The sequence below is a fragment of the Variovorax raffinosi genome (genome assembly GCF_051216615.1).
Classification (GTDB): domain Bacteria; phylum Pseudomonadota; class Gammaproteobacteria; order Burkholderiales; family Burkholderiaceae_C; genus Variovorax.
On sequence record NZ_JBPJZR010000007.1, the window covers coordinates 262,963 to 284,344 of the forward strand.

Annotated in this window: 22 protein-coding genes; 15 read left to right on the plus strand and 7 right to left on the minus strand. The window is 68.3% G+C overall.

Going from position 1 to position 21,382, the window contains the following annotated elements:
- Window positions 1-2 precede the first annotated feature (2 nt).
- A complete protein-coding gene (locus ACSFB7_RS21840; RefSeq protein WP_435473863.1) occupies window positions 3-611 on the minus strand; it encodes a Crp/Fnr family transcriptional regulator in 609 nt (202 codons plus the stop codon).
- On the opposite strand from ACSFB7_RS21840, the gene ACSFB7_RS21845 reads away from it, so the two are divergent.
- From ACSFB7_RS21845 to ACSFB7_RS21880, 8 genes are all read left to right on the plus strand, one after another.
- Window positions 610-765, plus strand: coding sequence for a hypothetical protein (locus tag ACSFB7_RS21845; RefSeq protein ID WP_435473865.1), 156 nt, complete (start codon window positions 610-612; stop codon window positions 763-765). The genes ACSFB7_RS21840 and ACSFB7_RS21845 overlap by 2 nt on opposite strands.
- Before the next feature lie 134 nt (window positions 766-899).
- A complete protein-coding gene (locus ACSFB7_RS21850; RefSeq protein WP_435473867.1) occupies window positions 900-1,961 on the plus strand; it encodes a porin in 1,062 nt (353 codons plus the stop codon).
- A gap of 22 nt (window positions 1,962-1,983) precedes the next feature.
- The gene (locus tag ACSFB7_RS21855; RefSeq protein WP_435473869.1) at window positions 1,984-4,095 is read left to right on the plus strand and encodes an acetate--CoA ligase family protein; all 2,112 of its coding nucleotides are present in this window, start codon (window positions 1,984-1,986) and stop codon (window positions 4,093-4,095) included.
- Between the two features lie 95 nt (window positions 4,096-4,190).
- Window positions 4,191-5,132 carry a Bug family tripartite tricarboxylate transporter substrate binding protein gene (locus ACSFB7_RS21860; RefSeq protein WP_435474129.1) on the plus strand — a complete coding sequence of 314 codons (942 nt, stop codon included), beginning with the start codon at window positions 4,191-4,193 and terminating at the stop codon, window positions 5,130-5,132.
- Between the two features lie 48 nt (window positions 5,133-5,180).
- Window positions 5,181-6,569, plus strand: a complete 1,389-nt coding sequence (locus ACSFB7_RS21865; protein WP_435473871.1) for a DUF1254 domain-containing protein — start codon at window positions 5,181-5,183, stop codon at window positions 6,567-6,569.
- Window positions 6,570-6,572: 3 nt separating this feature from the next.
- Window positions 6,573-7,913 carry a DUF1254 domain-containing protein gene (locus tag ACSFB7_RS21870; RefSeq protein WP_435473873.1) on the plus strand — a complete coding sequence of 447 codons (1,341 nt, stop codon included), beginning with the start codon at window positions 6,573-6,575 and terminating at the stop codon, window positions 7,911-7,913.
- Window positions 7,910-9,169 (plus strand): alkyl sulfatase dimerization domain-containing protein, encoded by a 1,260-nt coding sequence (locus tag ACSFB7_RS21875; protein ID WP_435473875.1) that lies wholly within the window; start codon window positions 7,910-7,912, stop codon window positions 9,167-9,169. The genes ACSFB7_RS21870 and ACSFB7_RS21875 overlap by 4 nt, the downstream gene beginning before the upstream one ends.
- Before the next feature lie 25 nt (window positions 9,170-9,194).
- Complete coding sequence (locus ACSFB7_RS21880) at window positions 9,195-10,190, plus strand: Bug family tripartite tricarboxylate transporter substrate binding protein (protein ID WP_435473877.1); 996 nt, start codon at window positions 9,195-9,197, stop codon at window positions 10,188-10,190.
- Window positions 10,191-10,237: 47 nt separating this feature from the next.
- On the opposite strand, the gene ruvA is transcribed toward ACSFB7_RS21880, so the two are convergent.
- Window positions 10,238-10,810, minus strand: coding sequence for a Holliday junction branch migration protein RuvA (ruvA, locus tag ACSFB7_RS21885; RefSeq protein WP_394479689.1), 573 nt, complete (start codon window positions 10,808-10,810; stop codon window positions 10,238-10,240).
- Between the two features lie 20 nt (window positions 10,811-10,830).
- Here ruvA and ACSFB7_RS21890 point away from each other — a divergent pair, with 20 nt between their 5' ends.
- From ACSFB7_RS21890 to ACSFB7_RS21900, 3 genes are read left to right on the plus strand one after another with little or no spacing between them, the layout of a single operon-like run.
- Window positions 10,831-11,787, plus strand: coding sequence for a PhoH family protein (locus ACSFB7_RS21890; RefSeq protein WP_435473879.1), 957 nt, complete (start codon window positions 10,831-10,833; stop codon window positions 11,785-11,787).
- 1 nt (window position 11,788) lies between these two features.
- A complete protein-coding gene (gene ybeY / locus ACSFB7_RS21895) occupies window positions 11,789-12,247 on the plus strand; it encodes an rRNA maturation RNase YbeY (protein ID WP_435473881.1) in 459 nt (152 codons plus the stop codon).
- Window positions 12,247-12,867: a class I SAM-dependent methyltransferase gene (locus ACSFB7_RS21900; protein ID WP_435473883.1), complete on the plus strand. Its 621-nt coding sequence runs from the start codon at window positions 12,247-12,249 to the stop codon at window positions 12,865-12,867. The genes ybeY and ACSFB7_RS21900 overlap by 1 nt, the downstream gene beginning before the upstream one ends.
- On the opposite strand, the gene dtd is transcribed toward ACSFB7_RS21900, so the two are convergent.
- Both dtd and ACSFB7_RS21910 read right to left on the minus strand, forming a co-directional pair.
- A complete protein-coding gene (dtd, locus tag ACSFB7_RS21905; protein ID WP_435473885.1) occupies window positions 12,861-13,307 on the minus strand; it encodes a D-aminoacyl-tRNA deacylase in 447 nt (148 codons plus the stop codon). The two genes, ACSFB7_RS21900 and dtd, sit on opposite strands and share 7 nt — an antisense overlap.
- Complete coding sequence (locus ACSFB7_RS21910; protein ID WP_435473887.1) at window positions 13,304-14,218, minus strand: cation diffusion facilitator family transporter; 915 nt, start codon at window positions 14,216-14,218, stop codon at window positions 13,304-13,306. The genes dtd and ACSFB7_RS21910 overlap by 4 nt, the downstream gene beginning before the upstream one ends.
- A 153-nt stretch (window positions 14,219-14,371) precedes the next feature.
- Here ACSFB7_RS21910 and ACSFB7_RS21915 point away from each other — a divergent pair, with 153 nt between their 5' ends.
- Entirely contained in the window at window positions 14,372-14,899 is a 528-nt protein-coding gene (locus ACSFB7_RS21915) for a FecR family protein (protein WP_435473889.1), read from the plus strand.
- Complete coding sequence (locus ACSFB7_RS21920) at window positions 14,896-15,513, plus strand: OmpA family protein (RefSeq protein ID WP_435473891.1); 618 nt, start codon at window positions 14,896-14,898, stop codon at window positions 15,511-15,513. Before ACSFB7_RS21915 ends, ACSFB7_RS21920 begins: the two co-directional genes overlap by 4 nt.
- Before the next feature lie 30 nt (window positions 15,514-15,543).
- On the opposite strand, the gene tyrS is transcribed toward ACSFB7_RS21920, so the two are convergent.
- Window positions 15,544-16,776 carry a tyrosine--tRNA ligase gene (gene tyrS / locus ACSFB7_RS21925; RefSeq protein ID WP_435473893.1) on the minus strand — a complete coding sequence of 411 codons (1,233 nt, stop codon included), beginning with the start codon at window positions 16,774-16,776 and terminating at the stop codon, window positions 15,544-15,546.
- Window positions 16,777-16,935: 159 nt separating this feature from the next.
- On the opposite strand from tyrS, the gene ACSFB7_RS21930 reads away from it, so the two are divergent.
- Window positions 16,936-18,282 (plus strand): peptidoglycan DD-metalloendopeptidase family protein, encoded by a 1,347-nt coding sequence (locus ACSFB7_RS21930; protein WP_435473895.1) that lies wholly within the window; start codon window positions 16,936-16,938, stop codon window positions 18,280-18,282.
- A gap of 41 nt (window positions 18,283-18,323) precedes the next feature.
- Window positions 18,324-19,448, plus strand: coding sequence for an anhydro-N-acetylmuramic acid kinase (locus ACSFB7_RS21935; RefSeq protein ID WP_435473896.1), 1,125 nt, complete (start codon window positions 18,324-18,326; stop codon window positions 19,446-19,448).
- 16 nt (window positions 19,449-19,464) lie between these two features.
- On the opposite strand, the gene mdtD is transcribed toward ACSFB7_RS21935, so the two are convergent.
- Both mdtD and erpA read right to left on the minus strand, forming a co-directional pair.
- A complete protein-coding gene (gene mdtD / locus ACSFB7_RS21940; protein WP_435473898.1) occupies window positions 19,465-20,898 on the minus strand; it encodes a multidrug transporter subunit MdtD in 1,434 nt (477 codons plus the stop codon).
- A gap of 90 nt (window positions 20,899-20,988) precedes the next feature.
- Window positions 20,989-21,354 (minus strand): iron-sulfur cluster insertion protein ErpA, encoded by a 366-nt coding sequence (gene erpA / locus ACSFB7_RS21945; protein ID WP_007827949.1) that lies wholly within the window; start codon window positions 21,352-21,354, stop codon window positions 20,989-20,991.
- Window positions 21,355-21,382 lie beyond the last annotated feature (28 nt).

Consider the following 21,382-nt stretch of genomic DNA (forward strand, 5'->3'; position numbering starts at 1 on the left):
GCTCAGGTGCCTGCCGCGATGCGCGCAAGCCGTTCGGCGTCGATGACGCGGATGCGCTTGTAGCTCATGTCGATCACGCCTTCGGCCAGCAGCCGGCCCAGTTCCTTGTTGATGGTCTGACGCGACAGCCCGAGCATGGCCGCCAGGTCGTGCTGCGAGAGGCGCACGAGCGGGGTCGAATCGCCCTCCCCCTGTCCCCCTTGCCCGCTGTAGAAGTGGATCAGGCTCATCAGCGTCGCGGCCACGCGGCCGTGCACGGAATTGAGCATCTGGTTCTGCAGCAGCACGATGCTCAGCCGCTGGCGCTGCAGGCCCAGCTTGGCCACGTCGCGCCACAGGATCGGCTCGGCATCGAGCACCGCGATCACGGCATCGCAGGGCAGGTGGACGATCACCGAGTCTTCGTGCGCGTGGTAGTCGTAGGCCAGCGGCACGTCGTCGAGCAGGCGCACCAGCGGCGCCACCTGCCCGGGGCCGAGCAGGGCGTTGACGTACTTGCGCCCGTGGGTGCTCATGCTGCTGATTTCCAGGCAGCCCGACACCACCACCAGCAGCTCCCGCCGGTGGCGGTCGTGCGCCAGAACCTGCGTGCGCCGGCTGTAGCGCTCCATGCGCGCCGACTTCATCAGCTCGGTGCGGCGCGCGTCGGGCCAGCGCGAGAACAGTTCGTTCCAGCGCAGCGCGCGTTCGAGCAGCGCGGTGCTTTCTTCAGCGTCTCTGGGGGTGGATGGGGTCGAGCGGGCCAGCGGGTTCTCCCTGCCGTGATGTTCGCGAATCTGTCAAAGCGTTGACAGATTCAGGGGGCTGTCGTTTCTATCGTAAGCACCGGACATCGACAAGCACACAAGCGGCACCGGCATGCACCCGCATGCGGCAAGCCACACCGGAGACAAGACCACATGAAGAAGACAAGCACCGCCGGCCTCGCGCTGGCGGCCTCCTCGCTCGCGCTGGCGCAGAGCAGCGTGACGGTCTACGGCACCGTCGACCTCTACATGGCGCAGGCCAAGTCGGGCCACACCTCGTCGGTGCGGCTCGAAGACGGCGGCCAGACGGCGTCGCGCATCGGCTTTCGCGGCACCGAAGACCTTGGCGGCGGGTTGGGCGTGCACTTCACGCTCGAAAGCGGCGTTGCACCCGACACCGGCAGCGGCACGCTGCCCGGGCCGGCCCTCACGTTCAGCCGCCAATCCTTCGTCGGCTTTTCGGCGCCGTGGGGGCAGATCGACGCGGGCCGCATGTACACGCCGATGTTCTATGCGCTGTTCAAGGCCGACCCGTACGGCGTGAACTCCGTGTTCTCGCCGATCAACCTCGTGGCCGCCACCGATGCGCAACCGGGCCTCACGCCCTTCGCGGCCCGCGCCAGCAACATGGTGCGCTACCGCACGCCGGCCAGCAGCGACTTCTTCGCGGACATCGCCTACGCACCCGGTGAATCGAGCGCGCCGAGCCGCCAGAGCGGCAACTTCTACGGCGGCAGCGTGGGCTGGGCGAGCAAGCCCTACTACATCGCCTATGCATTCCAGCGCGCGCGTTCGGGCTCGGCCGCGGCGCCCGTGGCCTCGCCTGCCACCACCACCTACCAAGCGCTGAGCGGCGCTTACGAACTGCCGGCCATCGGGCTGCAGCTCTATGCCAACTACGTGCGCAACACGTCGAGCCTGCCCAACGTTCCGAGCGCAAAGCTCGCGAGCCTGGGCGCCACCTACAACGTGACGCCTTCGTCGAACCTGATGTTCGAGGCCATGCAGCGCAAGGTGGCCGACACCGACCGCTCGCAACTGGCGTGGACGCTGGGCTACGACTACTACCTGAGCAAGCGCACGGTGCTCTATGCGCGCTGGCTGCGGCTGCTCAACCGGCACGGCGCCTCGGCCACGCTCGCGACCATCGCGGTCGCACCCAACAGCGGCAACGGCGTGCGCGTGATCGCCACCGGCATCCGCCACAACTTCTGAAACGCCCTCTTCCACTCGCTCCATGGATTTCTTCACTTCCCAGGCCGAATCGCTGTCGGCCCTGTTCGCACCGCGCTCCATCGCGGTGGTCGGCGCCTCGTCCAACCCACAGAAGATCGGCGGCATTCCGGTCGACTTTCAGCGCCGCTTCGGCTTCGACGGCGCGCTCTATCCGGTCAACCCCAATGCCGACCGCATCCAGGACCTGCCCGCATGGCCGAGCCTGCGCGACATCGGCCAGCCGGTGGACCTGGCCATCCTCGCCGTGCCCGCCGCGCTGGTCGATGGTGCGCTCGACGACGCCATTGCCGCCAAGGTGAAAGGGGTGGTGCTGTTCTCCTCGGGCTTTGCCGAGATCGGCGCCGAGGGTGCCGCCGCGCAGGTGCGGCTCGGCGACAAGGCGCGCGCAGCGGGTGTGCGGCTCATCGGACCCAACTGCCTGGGCTTCATGAACATCGCGCGCAACGTCTACGCGACCTTCTCGCCGGCGCCCGCCGTCGGCCGCGTGGCGGCGGGGCGCATCGGGCTGGTGAGCCAGTCGGGCGCGTTCGGCGCCTATGCGTACTCGATGGCGCGGGCGCGCGGCGTCGGCCTGTCGCTGTGGGCCACCACCGGCAACGAGGCCGACGTGCAGTTCGCCGACTGCCTGGCCTGGCTCGCGCAGGACCCGGCCACCGACGTGATCATGGGCTACATGGAAGGCTGCCGCGACGGCCCTCGGCTGCGCGCCGCGCTGGCATTGGCGCAAGCCCACGGCAAGCCGGTGGTGATGGTCAAGGTCGGCAGCACGGCGCTGGGCGCGCAGGCGGCGGCCTCCCACACCGCCGCGCTCGCAGGTGACGATGCGGTGTACGACGCGGTGTTCCGCCAGTACGGCGTGCTGCGTGCGCGCAACCTCACCGAGTTCTTCGACCTGGCGCACAGCGCGGCCGTGGCGGGGCGCCCGCGCGACCGTTCGATCGGTCTCTTCACGCTGTCGGGCGGCGTGGGCGCGCTGATGGCCGACGAGGCCTCGGCGCAGGGTCTGGACGTGCAGCCGCTGAGCGACGCCGCGCAAGACACGCTGCGCAGCTGGGTGCCCTTCGCGGCGCCGCGCAACCCGGTCGACATCACCGGGCAGGTCACCAACGACATGAGCCTGCTGGAGCGCAGCGCCCGCGTGATGCTCGACGACCGCGGCTTCGCGTCGTGGATGGGCTTCCTGGCTGCGGCAGGCGCATCGGATGCGTTCTGGCCCGTGCTGCGCGGGCTCGTCAGTTCGCTGCGCGAGGCCTACCCCAACACGCTGCTCGCAATCAGCACGCTGCTGGCGCCGGAACGCCGCGCCGAGCTGGAGGCGATGCGCTGCCTGGTGTTCGCCGATCCCTCGGATGGCATTCGCACGATTGCCGCGCTGGCAGGGCTGAAGACGGGCGCGGCGCCTTCGACAGACTCCGCGCCTCCATCGAATCCGCTCAAGCTCGCACCCGGCGCGATGTCCGAACCCGACGCACTCGCACTGCTCGCCGAAGCCGGCGTGCCCGTGGTGGCACACCGCGTGGTGCGCAGCGCTGACGAAGCCGCGGCAGCAGCCGAAGCCATCGGCGATGCGGTGGTGGTGAAGATCGTGAGCGCGGACATCCCGCACAAGTCGGACGTCGGCGGCGTGGCGCTCGGCCTGCGCGGCGCGGCGCAGGCGCGCGCGGCCTTCGAGCGCACGCGCGACCATGCCCTCAGCGCGCGGCCCGATGCGCGGCTCGAGGGTGCACTGGTGGCACGCATGCTGACCGGCGGCGTCGAATGCATCGCGGGCGTGCACCGCGACCCGGTGTTCGGCCCGGTGCTGATGTTCGGCCTGGGCGGCATCCACGTCGAGACGCTGCGCGACGTGTCGCTGCGCGCGCTGCCGATCACGCGCGACGACGCGCTGGCCATGGTGCGCGGGCTGCGTGCCTTCGCGATCCTCGACGGCGCGCGCGGCCGTGCGCCGGTCGACCTCGGATCGATCGCCGATGCGCTGTGCGCGCTGGCCGACTTTGCGCTGCGCGCCGGCGACTCGCTCGACAGCGCCGAGATCAACCCGCTGATCGCACGGCCGCTGGCCGATGGCGGCTGCGTGGCGGTCGATGCGCTGGTCGTCGGGCGCGGCACATGAACGAACAACCACCGGAGACAGATCGCATGACGACATCGAAGAAGCAACGCGCGACGGCCGCCACACTTGTGCGCGTGCTCGGCATCGGCGCGGCGATGGCCCTTGCCGCGGGCGGCGCCCTGGCGGAGAGCGCCTTTCCGTCGAAGCCGCTGCGCATCATCGTGCAGTACCAGGCGGGCGGTTCCACCGACATCCTCGCGCGCATCGTGGCCGAGGGGCTGTCGAAGCGGCTGGGCCAGCCGGTGGTGGTCGAGAACCGCAGCGGCGCAGGCGGAATCATCGGCACCGACTACGTCGCCAAGAGCGCGCCCGACGGCTACACGCTGCTGCTGACTGTCCCCGGCCCGGTCACTGCGAACATGGTGCTCTACAGCAAGCTGCCGTACGACCCGCGCACCGACCTGCGCATGGTCTCGGACATCGCCACCACGCGCACCGTGCTGGCGGTGCATCCGTCGGTGCCCGCGAAAGACTTCAAGAGCCTGATCGCCACGGTGAAGGCCGCGCCCGGCAAGTACACGATGGGCTCGTGGGGGCCGGGCACGCAGCCGCACCAGATCCAGGTCTACATGGACAAGACCTACGGCCTGCAGACGCTGCACGTGCCCTACAAGGGCGAGAGCCCGATGGCGGTCGACCTGATCGGCGGCGTCATCAACATGACCGTGGGCTCGATCACCACGCTGCAGCCGTACATCGCGGCCGGCAAGCTGCGCGCGCTGGCGGTCGTCGGCCCGCGCCGCGCCAGGGCGCTGCCCGACGTGCCGACCTTCGCCGAGCAGGGCTACGCCGACGAGGTCTATGCGCTCACCGGACCGACCTCGCTGATGGCGCCGGCGAAGACGCCCGATGCGGTGGTCGAACGACTCGGGCGCGAAGTCAGCGCGGTGATCCGCCAGCCCGAGGTCAGCCGGCGCATCGAGGAACTGGGCGCCGAGCCGGTCGGCAACCTGCCGGCCGAGGCCACCGCTGCCTACAAGGCCTTTCTTCCCGTGACGCTGCGGCTCACGCAGGCCACGGGCGTGAAGCTCGACTGAGCGCCGTCCATCCGCATCTCCATGAATTCCAGCAACGAGACCTTCCCCATGAACGCTCCCGAACCCCAACTCGCCGTCGCCCTCGCGCGCAAGGCACTCGCCCGCTCGATCGGCCTGGCGGCCTTCGTCTACGGCTACCCGCTCACCGAGACCTACCGCACCTGCGCGATGCAGACCGCGCCGCAGGGCGAGCGCCGCGCCGGTGCATCGCACGGCTCGGACGTGCGCGCGCCGCTGAACACGCTGCACCACGCGCCGCGCCCTTCCACCGACGAAGACCGCGATGTGGTGACGCCCGCCAACGACCTGCTCTACACCATCGCGTGGGTGCACCTGGCGCACGGGCCGATGCTGCTGACGGTGCCCGCGTCGGCGCGCCATCCGGGGCGCTACTTCGTGCTGCCGCTGTACGACGCGTACACCGAGAACTTCGAGAACCTGGGGCCGCGCAACTGCAACCCCGAGGGCGAGACGGTGGTGCTCGTCGGCCCCGGCGGCACGGTGCCGGAATCGCTCGCCGGCCACCGCGTGGTGCACTGCCCGACCGATCTCGTCTGGCTCATCGGCCGCATTCTGGTCGGGGATGAGAGCGACTGGCCGGCTGCTCGCGCGCTGCAGTCCGAGATCAAGCTGGCGCCCGCCCCCGGCACAACGCTGCAAGGCCGCCCGGCCGCCGTCGAGCACTGGGCCGGCCCGCCCGTGGATGCCATGGCCGCCGCCTTCGAGCACGACGAGCCGGCCGCGCAGGTGGCGCCGCGCTTCTTCACCAACATGTGCCGGGAGCTCGCCGAGGCGCCGGGCCGTGTGGAAGACCGCGCGCTGGTGGCGTGGTTCGGCCAGGTCGGGTTGCGGCCGGACGCCGCGTTCTCGTGGGACACGCTGGACGAACCCGCGCGCGAAGGCCTGATCGAAGGCTTCGCCGAGGGCGTGCAACTGGTCGGCGCCGCGGGCCGCAACCGCCGCCCCAAGCCGTGGTCGATGACGCCTTCCACCGGACGCTACGGCAATGAATTCCTCGGCCGCGCCCGCACCGCCTACCTGGGCCTGGGCGCGCTGGCCACCAGCGAGGCGGTGTACGCCGCCGCGCACCACGACGCGAAGCAGGAGCCGCTGGACGGCCAGCGCAGCTATGCGATGCGCTTCGAGGCCGACGACCTGCCGCCGGCGGATGCCTTCTGGTCGGTGACGCTCTACGATGCCGACCGTTTTCTCTACCCCAACGAGATCAGGCGCCATGCGATCGGCGACCGCACGCCCGGTTTGAAGCGCGCAGCGGATGGCAGCCTGGAGATCGTGCTGAGCCACGCACGCCCCACCGACACCGCCAACTGGCTGCCCACGCCGGCCGGCCGCTTCTATCTGATCCTGCGCATGTACTACCCGCGCGAAGGCGTGCAGAGCTGGCGCATTCCCGCGCTGCAGGCACAACAAGGCTGATCCATGCAAGCGAACACCGATACCGGACCACTGCACACGCTGGCCGAAGAAGCCGTCGTCTACGCCTTTCCGCTCTTCGAGATGAGCCGCATGCGGGCGGCCACCTCGCCGCAGCGCACCGACACCGCCGGCGAGGCACCCAAGCCCCGGCGCTGGTGCAACGTGTTCACGCACGCGCGGCAGTTGCTGGGCGCGGGCAAGAGCCGCGTGGTGACGCCGAACAACGACACGCTCTACACCAACGCATGGCTCGACCTGGGCGATGGCCCGCTCGTGATCGACGTGCCGGACACGGCCGGGCGCTACTACGTGCTGGGCCTGCTCGACTTCTACACGAACCCCTTCGCGCACATCGGCCAGCGGCTCACGGGCACGGGCGCGCGTTCGTTCCTCGTCACGCCGCCGGGCTGGCGCGGCGAGCTGCCGGCTGCATTCCGCGAGCCCGGCGCGCACATCGAAGCGTCCACGCGCTGGCTGTGGATCATCGGCCGCATCCTGGTTGACGGGCTGCGGGACGTGCCTGCGGTCAATGCGCTGCAGGATGGCTTTCTCGTTCGCGCGCTCGGCGACTGGCAGGCCGGCAAGCCGTCAAAGCCGAAGCCGTTCGATCCGGCCTGCGATCCGAAAGCGCCGCTGACCGCCGAGCACTTCGCGACGCAGGTGAACCGCGCACTGCGCGAGAACCCACCGCCCGCGCGCGACGCCGGGTTGATCGCCCGCTTCGCCGCGCTCGGTCTCGGGCCCGATGCCGGCGCGCTCGACGAAGCGCAGCGCGCCGTGCTGCAAGACGCACTCGATGCCGTGCTGCCACGGCTGCGCAACGCGCAGTCCGGCGCCACGTCTTCCACCGGCTGGGCGCAGATGCCGCTGGTCGAAGGCAGCTTCGGCGACGACCATATGGCGCGCGCGTTGGTCGCGCTCAAGTACATCGGCATGCTCGAAAGCCGCGAGGCGACCTATCCGCTGGCCTGGCACGACGCCTCGGGCCGCAAGCTGCACGGAAGCGGCCGCTACACCCTGCGGTTCGCGCCCGATGCGATGCCGCCGGTCGAAGCCTTCTGGTCGCTCACGATGTACGACAGCCGCGACTACATGCTGGTCGACAACCCCATCGACCGCTACGCCATCGGCGACCGCACGCCCGCGCTGCGCCGCGACGCCGACGGCGGGCTCACGCTGCACATCCAGCATGCGCGCCCCGAGGGCGAAGCCGCGCAAGCGAACTGGCTGCCCGCGCCCGAAGGCGATTTCTATCTTTGCCTGCGCGCCTATGTGCCACGCGCGGAAATGCTGGACGGTCGCTATGCGCTGCCGGCGCTGGTCCGCACCGGGGAGGCCGCATGAGCACGAACACGGCGGAACAAGAGAAGCCCTTCCTCATCGTCGGCACGGGCACCGAGACGGTGGCGCCGGGCCTGCACATCCTGCGCGGACAGGGGCAGTCGTTCGTGGCCGAGACCGACCTCGGCCTCGTGGTGATCGACGCCGGCCCCGGCGGCCCGGTGACGCAGGGGATGATCGATGCGGTGCGCCAGCTCAGCAATGCGCCGTTGCATGCGCTGTGCTACAGCCACGGGCACGTGGGCTACAACTCGGGCGTGCCGATGTGGCTGGCGCATGCCGCGCAGCGCGGCGATGCGCCGCCGCGCGTCATCGCGCACCGCAACGTGCCGCGGCGCTATGCGCGCTACCGCGAGACGGCAGCGCTGCAGCACCGCATGGCCGAGATCCAATTCAACCGGCCGGCGGGCTTCTTCGACCACCGGCTCGCCATGCACGCGCCGACCGAGACCTTCGACGACCGCCTGCAGATCGGCCACGGCGAGCGCAGCGTCGAGCTGCGCTGGGCGCCGTCGGAAACCGATGACGCGATCGCGCTGTGGAGCCCCTCGCAGCGCGTGCTCTACGGCGGCGCGGCGCTGATCGACTCGATCCCCAACATCGGCACGCCCTTTCGCACCATGCGCGACACGGTGCGCTGGGCCGACACGCTCGATGCGCTGGCGGCGCTCGGTGCCCGCAAGGCGGTGCGCGAGTTCGGTGCCACGCTCGAAGGCGAGGAACAGGTGCGGCACGTGCTCACGCACACCGCCCGCGCGCTGCGCTGGCTGCGTGCCGAAGTCGTGCGACTGATGAACGAAGGGCTGAACGAGCGCGGCATCCTGGCGCGCATCCGCTTTCCCGACGAACTGTTCGGTGTCGATTGGATGAAGCCCAGCTACGGCGACCCCGGCTACATCGTGCGCGACATCTACCGTTCGGAGAACGGCTGGTGGGACCGCAACCCGACATCGCTGCACCCCGAGGCGCCCGAAGCCATCGGGCAGGCCGTGGCCGATGCCATCACCGACAAGCGCGGCGTGATCACGCATGCGCGCACGCTGGCGCAGGGCGGCAACTGGCAGCTTGCGCTCCACGTGATCGACCTGCTGGCCACCGCCGGGGGCGACGCGCCCGAGATCGTGGAGGCGCGCTCGCTCAAGGCCGAATGGCTGCGCGAACGCGCACGGCAGGTGCCCAGTTACGTGTCGCGCAACCTGTATCGCGTCGGCGCGGACATGATCGAGCAGGGAACGCAGGCGCGCTTCGGCATTCACTGACGCACATCCCAGGAGACAAGAAAACATGACAACCACATTCCTGCGACACCGCGTGCGCGCACTGGCCTGCGGCGCGCTCGCCGCATGGATGGCGACAGCCAGCCACGCACAAGGCGCCGAGGCCTACCCCGACAAGCCGGTAACGCTGGTCGTTCCCACGTCGGCAGCGGGCGGCACCGACACCATCGCGCGGCTGATCGCGGACGCGCTCGGCAAGACGATGAAGCAGACCTTCATCATCGACAACCGGCCGGGTGCCAACGGCATCCTGGGCACCGACCTCGTGGCGCGCGGCGCACCCGACGGCTACCGGCTGTTGTTCACCTATGCCGCGGCGATGGTGGTGAACCCCAGCCTCTACAAGAAGCTGCCCTACGACTCGTTGAAGGACTTCGCGCCGGTGGCGCAGATCGGGCGCGGCGGCAACCTGCTGCTGGTGCGCCAGGACCTGCCGGTGAAAACGCTCAAGGAATTCGTCGCCTATGCCAAGGCGCGGCCCGACAAGCTCAGCTACTGCTCGTGGGGCAACGGCTCCGGCGGCCACCTCGCGATGGAAAGCCTCAAGAAGCAGGCGGGCCTGGCGTTGATGCATGTGCCCTACAAGGGCAGCGGCCCCTGCGTGCAGGACCTGATGGGTGGCCAGGTCGATGCGGCCTTTGCCGACATGTCGTCCACGGTGGAACTGGTGCGCGCCGGGCGCCTGAAGGCGCTGGCCAACAGCGGCCCCTCGCGCATTCCGATGCTGCCCGACGTGCCGACGATGACCGAGGCCGGCTACCCCTTCACGAACTACTCCTGGTACGGCCTGCTGGCGCCCGCAAAGACGCCGCCGGCCATCGTGAAGAAGCTCAACCTGGCGGTGAACCAGGTGCTGAAGGACCCGGCCGTGGTGCAGCGGCTGCGCGAGCTGAACTTCACCGACCTGCCGCAGAACACGCCCGAGCAGTTCGCCGCGACGATGCAGAAAGACCTGCACGACTGGAGCGTGCTGGTGAAGGACATCGGGTTGACGCTCGAATAGGCGAATAGGCGGCTGGACCGCAAGCCCGGGCCGCGCGCCGGGCCCGCTTACTTGGCCAAGGCCTTCAGAGCGAGCTTGATGCCCTCGCTCACCGTCGCTTCCTTGGGCAGCGCCTTGAGCGCGAGCGCGGCTTCCTTGTCGCTGTAGCCCAGCGCGATCAGCGCCTGCAGGATGTCGGTCTGCGCATCGGAGGTCGCATGCGCGGGCATGCCGATGTCGGCGCCGAGCTTGCCTTTCAGCTCCAGCAGCAGCCGCTCGGCGGTCTTCTTGCCGATGCCGGGAATCTTCACGAGCCGGCCCAGCTCCTGCGTGGTGATCGCCTGTGCCAGCTCGCCCACGCTCATGCCCGAGAGCAGGCCGAGCGCGGTGCGCGGGCCCACGCCGGTGATCTTGATGAGCTGGCGGAAAGCCCCGCGCTCCTCGGCGGTGCCGAAGCCGTAGAGAATCTGCGCGTCCTCGCGCACGACGAAGTGCGTGAGCAGCGACACCTTCGCGCCGACGTTCGGCAGGTTGTAGAACGTGCTCATCGGCACATCGACCTCGTAACCGACTCCGTTGCAGTCCACCACCACCTGCGGTGGATTGCGTTCGGCCAGCGTGCCGGTGAGTTTGCCTATCATGGGTGCCCTTTTTCCTTGAAATGTCCGGCGTGATTCTGCGACACACCTTTACCCCACTGAACAATTCGCGCCTCGGTCACCTGTGCGGCCCCCTGGATGCACACCTGCGCCGCATCGAGGAAGCCCTGGGCGTGAAGATCGCGCACCGCCATGAACAGTTCAAGGTAGACGGCCCGAAGGCCGGCGCGCAGCGCGCGATGGACGTGCTGCAGGCGCTCTACGAGATCGCCCAGCGCACGATCGACCCGGCCGTGGTGCAGCTCACGCTGGCCGGCGACGGCTCGATGGTCGAGGGCGACGACGACGCGGCCATGCTCGTCACCCGCCGCCCCGACCTGCGCGCGCGCACGCCCACGCAGGCGCTGTACCTGGACAACATCGCCAAGCACGACATCACCTTCGGCATCGGTCCGGCCGGCACCGGCAAGACTTATCTGGCCGTGGCCTGCGCGGTCGATGCGCTGGAGCGCGCGGCGGTGCAGCGCATCGTGCTCACGCGGCCGGCCGTGGAAGCGGGCGAGCGGCTGGGCTTTCTGCCCGGTGACCTGACGCAGAAGGTCGACCCGTACCTGCGCCCGCTGTACGACGCGCTGTACGACCTGATGGGCTACGAGAAGGTGCAGAAGGCCTTCGAGCGCAACGCGCTCGAAATCGCGCCGCTGGCCTTCATGCGCGGACGCACGCTGAACAACGCTTTCGTGATCCTGGACGAAGCACAGAACACCACGCCTGAGCAGATGAAGATGTTCCTCACGCGCATCGGCTTCGGCGCGCGTGCGGTGGTGACGGGTGACGTGAGCCAGATCGACCTGCCCAAGCAGCAACTGAGCGGGCTGATCGATGCGGAACGTGTGCTCAAGCGCGTGAGTGGCATCGCGATCACGCACTTCACGAGCGCGGACGTGGTGCGGCATCCGCTGGTGGCGAAGATCGTGGACGCCTATGACGGGCAGCGCAAGCGTACGGGGGCTCACTGAGATGGCGCTTCCCGCACTGTCCCTGTCGCTGCAGTTCGGTCGCTTCAAAGGCGTCGAACGGCATCGCGCCGCATTGCCGCGCCACAGCGTGACGCGCTGGATTCGCCATGCGCTCGATATCGACGGCGAGATCACCGTGCGCATCGTCGATGCCGAAGAAGGGCAACGCCTGAACCGTGAGTTTCGCGGCAAGGACTACGCCACCAACGTGCTGACCTTCGACTATGCGAACAACCCGCTGGTGATGGCCGACCTGGTGCTGTGCGCGCCGGTGGTCGCGCGCGAGGCAAAGGAAAACAGAAAGACGCTGGCCGCGCACTACGCGCACCTGCTGGTGCACGGCACGCTGCACGCGCAGGGCTGGGACCACGAGACCAGCGAAGCCGACGCCGACGAAATGGAAGCGTACGAAATCGAGATTCTTGCGGGCCTGGGCATTCGCAATCCCTACGGCAAGTGATGACGACGGCAGCGGTGGGCGCGGACACCGATCCCTGGTTGGCGCGGTGGCTGCCTCTGCTGGTGGAACGGGCGGGTGACAGCCCGGTGCTCGAACTGGGCTGCGCAGAGGGTCGCGACAGCGCCACGCTGGTCGATGCGGGCCTGCATGTCGTGGCGGTCGAGCTGTCGCACGAAGCGGTGGCGCAGGCTCGTGTGCGGGTGCCGGCCGGTGCGCAGTTTCACTGCCAGGATTTTCGTGAGCCCTTTCCGCTGCCCGCCGATGCCACCGTGGGCGCGGTGTTGGCCAGCCTGTCGCTGCACTACTTCGAGTGGGATGCGACGCTGAAACTGGTCCAGCGCATTCATCGCGTGCTTCGTCCAGGTGGCGTGCTGCTGTGCCGACTGAATTCGGTCAACGACCTGCACTACGGAGGACGCGGCCCATCGTCGGTGACCGGCAGGGATGAAGACTGCTTCTACCTGTTCGACGGTTTTCCCAAGCGCTTCTTCGACCGCGCCGCGGTGGAACGGCTCTTTGCCGACGGCTGGCGCATGCGCCATCTCGAAGAGGTCACGATCGATCGCTACACGCACCCGAAGGTCGCGTGGGAAGCGGTGCTCGAACCGCTGCCTTATTGACCAGTCATCTGCAGCGGGATCGTGACCGGCCCGTCGTTGAGCAGGTGCACCTGCATGTCGGCGCCGAACTCGCCGGTCGCCACCACCGGATGCGCGGCGCGCGCCTGCACCACGAAGTAGTCGTACAGCCTGCGGCCTTCGTCCGGTGACGCGGCCTGGGTGAAGCTGGGGCGGTTGCCGCCGCTCACGTCGGCGGCCAGCGTGAACTGGCTCACGACCAGGAGGCCGCCGCCGATGTCCTGCACGCTGCGGTTCATCTTGCCGGCGTCGTCGGAAAAGATGCGCAGCTTGAGGATCTTCGCGAGCATGCGGTCGGCCAGCGCATCGACGTCGCCGCGCTCTGCACACAGCAGCACGAGCAGGCCCGCGTCGATAGCACCGACGGTGCGGCCCGCGATGTCGACACGGGCGTGGGCCACGCGCTGGAGCACGGCTTTCATGGGTGATGTTCCTCGAGTTGGGTGGCGCGCGCTTCCATGGTCAGCGGCAGCAGTTGAATGGTCACGCGCAGGCCGGGCACGGCGTCCATCAGGGCCTGCTCCAGTTCGTCGCGCATGTTCGCGGCGCGTTGCAGGGTCCAGTCGCCGGGCACGTGCATGTGCAGGTCGGCAAAGCGGCGCTGGGCGGCGCCGCGCGTCACCATGTCGTCGAAGCGCAGCCGGTTGCCTTCGGGCTGGCGCGCGGCAAAGGCGTCGAGCGTCGCGCGCACGGTGGCAATCGTCTCGGGGTCGAGGGCTTCGTCCATCAGTCCTTGCGACGAGCGCCACACCAGCTTGACGCCCTCGCGCACGATGTTGAGCGCCACGCCGATGGCGAGCAGCGGATCGAGCCACAGCCAGCCGCTGAAATGCACACCGATGATGCCGATGACCACGGCGGCCGAAGTCCAGACGTCGGTCATCAAGTGACGGCCGTCGGCCTCCAGCGCGATCGAGCGGTGCGTGCGCGCCGCGCGGAACAGCACGAAGGCCAGCGCCGCATTGAAGCCCGAGCTGATCACCGACAGCGCCAGGCCCCAACCCAACTGCTCAAGAGGCTGGGGAGACAGCAGCCGCTGGATGGAAACCCACAGGATCGCGATGGCGGCACCCACGATCAGGAAGCCCTCGAAGCCCGAGGAAAAATACTCGGCCTTGTGATGGCCGTAGGGGTGGTCGTCGTCGGCCGGGCGCTCGGCGATGGTCACCATGGCCAGCGCGAACATGGCGCTGGCGAGGTTGACGAAGGACTCCATCGCGTCCGAGATCAGGCCCATCGAATTCGTCATGTAGCCGGCCGACCCCTTGAGCACGATGGTGATCAAGGCAACGACGACTGACACACGAAGCAGCGTTTTAGGGTTCAACGTCATGCAAATTTGGTCGGGTTTTGGGCAGAACGCCACGCGAAAAGCGGTAAAAGGCCGCAAGAACCGAGTGAATTATCGGCCTCGTGTCCATATGTAACGCCTTCGCATTAACATTTACGACCATTGCGAAACATTCCAATCGCAGAGAGCCAGACGATGAAAAATTTCTTGATCGCCCTGGGCGGTCTTGCCATTGTGGGCTCAGCCACATTGGCCCAAGCCCAGACACCGCCCCCCGCACCCGCAACGCCCGCTGCAACCGTTGCAGCGCCCGCCGTGGCATCTGCCGCACCCGCCGACCTCCGCGCGGGTTTCGTGAAGTCCGTGCGCGGCAACGTGCAACTGCTCGGCGCGACCGGCACCACGCGCCCGGCCAACCCCGGTGACGCGCTGGGCGCCGTCGACCGGATCGTGACCGGCCCCGACTCCTCCGCCGCCGTGGTGCTGCGCGACGACACGACCCTGGTGGTCGGCCCCTCGTCGCGGCTGGACCTGAAGGAATTCCACTTCGACGGCACCACCCATGAAGGCGGCATGCTGGTTTCGCTGCTGCGCGGCTCGATGCGGATGATCACCGGCCTGATCGGCAAGACGAACCCCGACGCGGTGCGGGTCGAGACACAGACCGCCACCATCGGCATCCGCGGCACCGACTTCATCGTGCAGGCGGACGGCCAGCCATGAAGATGAAGACATCGCGCTGCGCCTCGCTTCTTGCCACCGCCTTGGTGGCCCTGCTGCTCGCCGCATGCTCGACGCCGGGCACGCGCGTGGTGCTGCTGCCCCAGGCTGACGGCAAGCCTTCCGCCGTGGTGGTGCGCGCCAAGGACGGCGAAGAAGTCCTCTCGCAGCCCTACCAGCGCGCCACGGCGGCCGTGGGCGCCAAGGGTGCGCCGGTTGTCGACCGGGCCGATGCAGCGAAGGTGCAGGCGGAGAACAAGCCCTTGTTCGACATGCGCCCGCCCCTGCCGCAGCGCTACACGGTGTACTTCGAACTGGGCGGCACCACGCTGACGCCTGCGTCGCAGCAGATCATGACCGAGGCGCTGGCTGCGGCGCTGTCGCGCAGCGGCGGCGACATCGTGGTGACGGGCCATACCGACACCAAGGGCACCGTCGAACAGAACGACGAGCTTTCGCGCCGCCGGGCGCAGGAAGTGGTTCAACTGTTCGTGGAGCGCCAGTTCCCGGCGAGCCGCATCGAGGCGGTGGGCCGGGGCGAACGCGAACTGGCGGTGCCCACGGCCGACGACGTGGACGAGCCGCGCAACCGGCGCGTCACCATCGAAGTCCGTTGATGGAAGGCCCCACGGGGCCTTCTCCATCGATCAGCTCAGGGTCACGCGCGCGAACTTGCGCTTGCCGACCTGGACCACGTAGCTGCCCGCAGGCAGCTTCAGTCCCTTGTCGCTGACCACCGCCGAATCGACCCGCACGCCGCCGCCGTCGATCAGGCGATTGCCTTCCCCCGCCGAAGCCGCCAGGTTCGCCTGCTTGAGCAGTTGCCCGATGCCCATCGGGGCGCCAGACAGCGACACCTCGGGAATCTCGTCCGGCACGCCACCCTTGCTGCGGTTGACGAAATCCTGCTCGGCCGTCTCGGCCGCCGCCGCGCTGTGGAAGCGCGTGGTGATCTCCTTGGCCAGCGCGACCTTCGCATCCTTCGGATTGCGGCCGCCCGCGATTTCGGCCTTGAGCGCCTCGATCTGCGCCAGCGACTGGAAGCTCAGCAGCGTGTACCAGCGCCACATCAGGTCGTCGGAAATCGACAGCACCTTGGCGAACATGGTGTTGGCGTCTTCGCTGATGCCGATGTAGTTGTTCTTGCTCTTGGACATCTTCTCGACGCCATCAAGCCCTTCCAGCAGCGGCATAGTGAGTATACACTGCGGTTCTTGCCCGTATTCCTGCTGGAGATGACGGCCGACGAGCAGGTTGAACTTCTGGTCCGTGCCGCCCAGTTCGAGGTCGCTCTTGAGCGCGACCGAGTCGTAGCCCTGCATCAGCGGGTAGAGGAACTCGTGCACCGAGATCGACTGGCCGGCCTTGAAGCGCTTGTTGAAGTCGTCGCGCTCCATCATCCGGGCGACCGTGTACTTGGCCGCGAGCTGGATCATTCCGCGGGCGCCCAGCGGGTCGCTCCATTCGGAGTTGTAGCGAATCTCGGTCTTCTCAGGGTCCAGCACGAGGCTGGCCTGCTTGTAGTAAGTCTGGGCGTTGGCCTCGATCTGCTCGCGGGTGAGCGGCGGCCGGGTGTTGTTGCGCCCCGAGGGGTCGCCGATGGTGCTGGTGAAGTCACCGATCAGGAAGATCACCCGATGCCCCAGATCCTGGAGCTGCCGCATCTTGTTCAGCACGACCGTGTGGCCGATGTGGATGTCGGGAGCGGTCGGGTCCAGGCCCAGCTTGATGCGCAAGGGGGCGCCGGAGGCTTCGGCCCGCTGCAATTTGCGCACCCACTCATCCTGCGGCAGCAGCTCGTCAGCGCCGCGGAGGGATATTTCGAGTGCTTGTCTTACACCATCCGAGAGGCTGGCGGATGTAACAGAATCGGCATTCATAGGCTTTTTTGGCTGACTTTTTAGATGCCGAAGCTATACTCAGCCCGACTTTTCAAGCGCCGAATTCTAAGCGGCGCTTTTTCCGCACCGTCTCCTGCCGCCCTGAACGTACTGGGCCTTGCAGCACGGATTTGCAGAACCTGAGCTGGAATTCAAAGTTTGATCAACGGCATTCTTGCCGCCGAGGAGCTTCTCGCTTCTCGCGTGGCCTATACGTTCCGGACCTACCCCAAGCAGATCACCGCGATCATCGCGGCGGCCCTGCTGAGCGCCGGCACCCTCGCGGTGGCCTCGCTGGGTCCTGACGCTTCCGACCTCCCGGTCCACCAGATCCTCGAAGCGACGGCCCCCGTGTCTTTCGCGGACCAGACCGCGTCGCTCGAAAACTTCAGCTTCACGCTGTTTCGCACCGATGTCACGCGCTCCAGCGACACGGCCGAAGCTTTGCTGAAGCGCCTGGGCATTTCCGACCCCACCGCCACGGCCTTCGTGCGCAGCAGTCCCGAAGCCCGCAACGCGCTGTTCTCGCGCGCCGGCCGCACCGTGACGGCCGAGGCCACGCAGGAAAACCAGCTCAAGAAGCTCAGCGCCCGCTGGATTCCCGACGGCGACGGCGGCTTCAAGCGCTTCGTCATCGAGCGCACGCCAACCGGCTTTGCCGGCGTGACCGAGCGCGACACGCTGACGCCGGGCACGCGCCTGGCCAGCGGCACGATCCGCACCTCTCTGTTCGCAGCCACCGACGACTCGCGCATTCCCGATGCCGTGGCGAGCCAGCTGGCCGACATCTTCGCGGGCGACGTCGACGTGCGCGCGCTGCGCAAGGGCGACCGCTTCGCCGTGGTCTACGAAACACTCGAGGCCGACGGGCAGGCGCTGCGCAGCGGCCGCGTGCTGTCGGCCGAGTTCGAGAACAACGGCAAGGTGCACCAGGCCGTCTGGTTCCAGCCCCCGGGCGCCAACCAGAAGGGCAGCTACTACCGCCCGAACGGTGACAGCCTGCGCAAGGCCTACCTGGCCACGCCGGTCGAGTTCTCGCGCGTGTCGAGCGGCTTCGCGATGCGCATGCACCCGATCCTGAACAGCTGGCGCCAGCACAACGGCATCGACTACGCGGCGCCCACGGGCACCTCGGTGCGTACCGTCGGTGACGGCACGGTCGATTTCGCGGGCACGCAGAACGGCTACGGCAACATCATCATCATCAACCACCGCAACAACCAGCAGACGGCGTATGCGCACCTGAGCCGCATCGACGTCAAGGCCGGCCAGAGCGTGAGCCAGGGCCAGGCCATCGGCGCGGTGGGTTCGACGGGCTGGGCCACGGGCCCGCACCTGCACTTCGAATTCCGCGTGGGCGGCGTCTATCAAGACCCGGCGTCCATCGCGCAGGAAGGCGGCGCGCCGATCACCGCGGCACTGCGCCCGGCCTTCGAGCGCATCGCCGTGGGCGCCCGCACCGAGCTGGCGGCCGCGTTCTCGGTCATCCAGGCCAGCGCGGACTGAATCTCGCCGCCGCGCGGCTTTCCAACCTCCCCCAGAACATCATGGCCGCCGAACTTTTCATCGGCCTGATGTCGGGCACTTCGCTCGACGGCGTCGACGGCGTGCTCGCCGATCTTTCCGACGGCCGCATCGCGGTGCAGGCCTACGCGACGGCCCAGTTTCCCGTGTCACTGCGGGCCGAACTGCTGGCGCTGAACACGCCGGGCGACAACGAACTGCATCGCGCGGCGCTCGCCAGCAACGGACTCGCCCGGGCTTATGCCGGCGTGGTCCATCAGCTTCTGGCGGACAGCGGCACGACTGCTGAGGCCGTCACTGCCATCGGCGCCCACGGGCAGACGGTGCGCCACCGGCCGATCGAATTCGACGAAGTCGGCTACACGCTGCAGATCAACAACCCCTCGCTGCTGGCCGAACTGACGGGCATCAACGTGGTCGGCGACTTCCGCAGCCGCGACCTCGCCGCCGGCGGCCAGGGCGCGCCGCTGGTGCCGGCCTTTCACCGCGCCCTGTTCGCACGCGCCGACGAAACCGTCGCGGTGCTGAACATCGGCGGCATCTCCAACCTGAGCCTGCTGCCGGCCACCAACGCGCCGGACGGCGCCATCGTGCGCGGCTTCGACTGCGGCCCTGGCAACGCGCTGATGGACCACTGGTGCCAGACCCACCTCGGCCAGCCTTTCGACCGTGGCGGCCAGTGGGCGGCCAGCGGGCAGGTGCTGCCGGGCCTGCTTGCGCAGTTGCTGGCCGATCCTTATTTCGCCAAGGCGCCGCCCAAGAGCACGGGCCGCGACCTGTTCAACCCGACCTGGCTGGCCGCACAGCTCGGCACCACGGCGATGGCGCCGGCCGATGTGCAAGCGACGCTGACCGAATTGACCGCTAGCGCTTGTGCAGCGGACGTTCGTCACTACGGAAAAGATAGCAAATTGCTGATCGTCTGCGGTGGCGGTGCATTGAACGACCACCTGCTCGAACGCCTGCGGGTGCTGCTGCCCGGCGTGGACGTGGCGGCATCGAGTGACCATGGCCTGCCACCCCAGCAGGTCGAAGCGGCAGCCTTCGCCTGGCTGGCCCGCGCCACCGTGCGGCGCGAGCCCGGCAATCTGGCGAGCGTGACCGGCGCACGCGGCGCCCGGGTGCTGGGCGCGATCTACCCCGCCTGAACGCCCGCTGGCGGCTTCAACCCTGGCCGGAAACCTCCGGCTGCGCCGGATGCGCCGCGCGCACTTCACCCGGCAAATGCCAGAAGATCAGCGCAGAAGCGATCGTGATCAGCCCCATGCTCGCGAAAGTGGCCTGGAAGGCATCCAGCGTGTGCGCCGCCGTCTCGGTGCCGAAGATGCCGTTGTAGCCCGCCAGCACAGCGCCCGCCGCCGCCACGCCCAGGCTCATCGCCAGCATCTGCACCATCGACAGCAGGCTGTTGCCGCTGCTCGCCATGCTGCCGTCCAGGTCCTTCAGGGTGATGGTGTTCATGGCGGTGAACTGCAGCGAGTTGACCGCGCCGAAGGCCAACAGCTGCAGCACGTGCAGCACCATGGGCTGGCCCGGCGCCGTCAGGCCGAAGCTGGCCATCGTGAGCCCCACGAGCACGGTGTTGACCACCAGCACCCTGCGGTAACCGTGGCGCGTGATCAGCGGCGTGGCAAAGCGCTTCATGGCCATGCCGGCCAGTGCGATCGGCAGCATCATCAGCCCGGCGCGCACCGGTGAATAGCCCATCGACACCTGCAGCAGCAGCGGCACCAGGAAGGGCATGCAACTGCTGCCCAGGCGCGAGAACAGGTTGCCGATCAGCCCGATGCTGAGCGTCGGCACGCTGAAGAGCGAGGGCGCGAACAAGGGCTCGGGCGTGCGCGCCGCGCGCAACCAGTAAGCCACCACGCTCGCGAAGCCGAAGATCAGCACGACCATCACGCCGCCCTGGCGCAGCCCCGACCCGGAAACGCCGTCGAGCGCCAGCGATATCGCCACCATGCCGAAGGCCAGCATCGCGTAGCCGACGCTGTCGAAGCGCTTTGGCACGACGCCGCGCAGGTCGGGCATGTACTTGAGCGTGGCGATGCAGCCCGCCAGCCCCACCGGCACGTTGATCAGGAAAATCCAGTGCCAGGAGGCGTACTGGACCAGCCACCCGCCCAGCGTAGGCCCCAGCAAGGGCCCTATGAGCCCCGGGATGGCCACGAAACTCATCGCCTGGAGAAACTCCCCACGCGGCACCGTGCGCAGCAGCGACAGCCGCCCCACGGGCAGCAGCAGCGCCCCGCCGAGCCCCTGCACCACGCGCGCCGCCACCAGTTGGCCCAGGCTGTGCGACAGCGCACACAGCACCGAGCCGAGCGCGAACAGCACGATGGCCGAGAAGAAGATGCGCCGCGTGCCGAAGCGGTCGGCAATCCAGCCCGAGGCGGGGATCAGCATCGCCATGGTGAGCGCGTAGGCCACCACCACCGACTGCATGCGCAGCGGGCTTTCGCCCAGGCTCGCGGCCATCGCCGGCAGCGCCGTGTTGATGATGGTGGCGTCGAGCGTCTGCATGAAGAAACCGACGGCCACGAGCCACAGCAGGCTCTTGCGGGCGGGATCGACGGGAACGGCTGCCTCGGAGGTCATGGGAGAAGGGGAAAGGTGAAAAGACGACGGGCAGCAAAAAGCCGCCCGGAGGCGGCTTCTTGAGGGGGCTGGATCAGCAGCATCCAGGCATCAGGCCGAGAAGCTCGATCCGCAGCCGCAGGTGCTGGTGGCGTTCGGGTTCTTGATCACGAACTGGGCGCCTTGCAGGTCTTCCTTGTAGTCGATCTCGGCGCCGACCAGGTACTGGTAGCTCATGGCATCGATCAGCAGCGACACGCCATTCTTGGTCATGGTGGTGTCGTCTTCGTTGGTGATCTCGTCGAAGGTAAAGCCGTACTGGAAGCCGGAGCAGCCGCCACCCTGCACGAACACGCGCAGCTTCAGGTCGGGGTTGCCTTCTTCGGCGATCAGGTCGGCCACCTTGGCTGCCGCGCTGTCGGTAAAGACAATCGGCTCGGGCATCTGGGTCTGGATGTTTTCGGCTACGGCGCTCATGGGGTGGTTACTCCTGGGGGGCCGAACA

Bases quoted from the DNA above. Each gene is read 5' to 3' on its own strand.
- ACSFB7_RS21890 (WP_435473879.1), top strand. From the start codon at position 10,831: ATGTCCGGCGTGATTCTGCGACACACCTTTACCCCACTGAACAATTCG.
- ACSFB7_RS21865 (WP_435473871.1), top strand. From the start codon at position 5,181: ATGAACGCTCCCGAACCCCAACTCGCCGTCGCCCTCGCGCGCAAGGCA.
- ACSFB7_RS21870 (WP_435473873.1), top strand. From the start codon at position 6,573: ATGCAAGCGAACACCGATACCGGACCACTGCACACGCTGGCCGAAGAA.
- ACSFB7_RS21915 (WP_435473889.1), top strand. From the start codon at position 14,372: ATGAAAAATTTCTTGATCGCCCTGGGCGGTCTTGCCATTGTGGGCTCA.
- erpA (WP_007827949.1), bottom strand. From the start codon at position 21,354: ATGAGCGCCGTAGCCGAAAACATCCAGACCCAGATGCCCGAGCCGATT.
- ybeY (WP_435473881.1), top strand. From the start codon at position 11,789: ATGGCGCTTCCCGCACTGTCCCTGTCGCTGCAGTTCGGTCGCTTCAAA.
- ACSFB7_RS21855 (WP_435473869.1), top strand. From the start codon at position 1,984: ATGGATTTCTTCACTTCCCAGGCCGAATCGCTGTCGGCCCTGTTCGCA.
- ACSFB7_RS21860 (WP_435474129.1), top strand. From the start codon at position 4,191: ATGGCCCTTGCCGCGGGCGGCGCCCTGGCGGAGAGCGCCTTTCCGTCG.
- ACSFB7_RS21840 (WP_435473863.1), bottom strand. From the start codon at position 611: ATGGAGCGCTACAGCCGGCGCACGCAGGTTCTGGCGCACGACCGCCAC.
- mdtD (WP_435473898.1), bottom strand. From the start codon at position 20,898: ATGACCTCCGAGGCAGCCGTTCCCGTCGATCCCGCCCGCAAGAGCCTG.
- ACSFB7_RS21845 (WP_435473865.1), top strand. From the start codon at position 610: ATGCGCGCCGACTTCATCAGCTCGGTGCGGCGCGCGTCGGGCCAGCGC.
- dtd (WP_435473885.1), bottom strand. From the start codon at position 13,307: ATGAAAGCCGTGCTCCAGCGCGTGGCCCACGCCCGTGTCGACATCGCG.
- ruvA (WP_394479689.1), bottom strand. From the start codon at position 10,810: ATGATAGGCAAACTCACCGGCACGCTGGCCGAACGCAATCCACCGCAG.
- ACSFB7_RS21920 (WP_435473891.1), top strand. From the start codon at position 14,896: ATGAAGATGAAGACATCGCGCTGCGCCTCGCTTCTTGCCACCGCCTTG.
- ACSFB7_RS21875 (WP_435473875.1), top strand. From the start codon at position 7,910: ATGAGCACGAACACGGCGGAACAAGAGAAGCCCTTCCTCATCGTCGGC.
- tyrS (WP_435473893.1), bottom strand. From the start codon at position 16,776: ATGAATGCCGATTCTGTTACATCCGCCAGCCTCTCGGATGGTGTAAGA.
- ACSFB7_RS21850 (WP_435473867.1), top strand. From the start codon at position 900: ATGAAGAAGACAAGCACCGCCGGCCTCGCGCTGGCGGCCTCCTCGCTC.
- ACSFB7_RS21910 (WP_435473887.1), bottom strand. From the start codon at position 14,218: ATGACGTTGAACCCTAAAACGCTGCTTCGTGTGTCAGTCGTCGTTGCC.
- ACSFB7_RS21900 (WP_435473883.1), top strand. From the start codon at position 12,247: ATGACGACGGCAGCGGTGGGCGCGGACACCGATCCCTGGTTGGCGCGG.
- ACSFB7_RS21880 (WP_435473877.1), top strand. From the start codon at position 9,195: ATGACAACCACATTCCTGCGACACCGCGTGCGCGCACTGGCCTGCGGC.
- ACSFB7_RS21935 (WP_435473896.1), top strand. From the start codon at position 18,324: ATGGCCGCCGAACTTTTCATCGGCCTGATGTCGGGCACTTCGCTCGAC.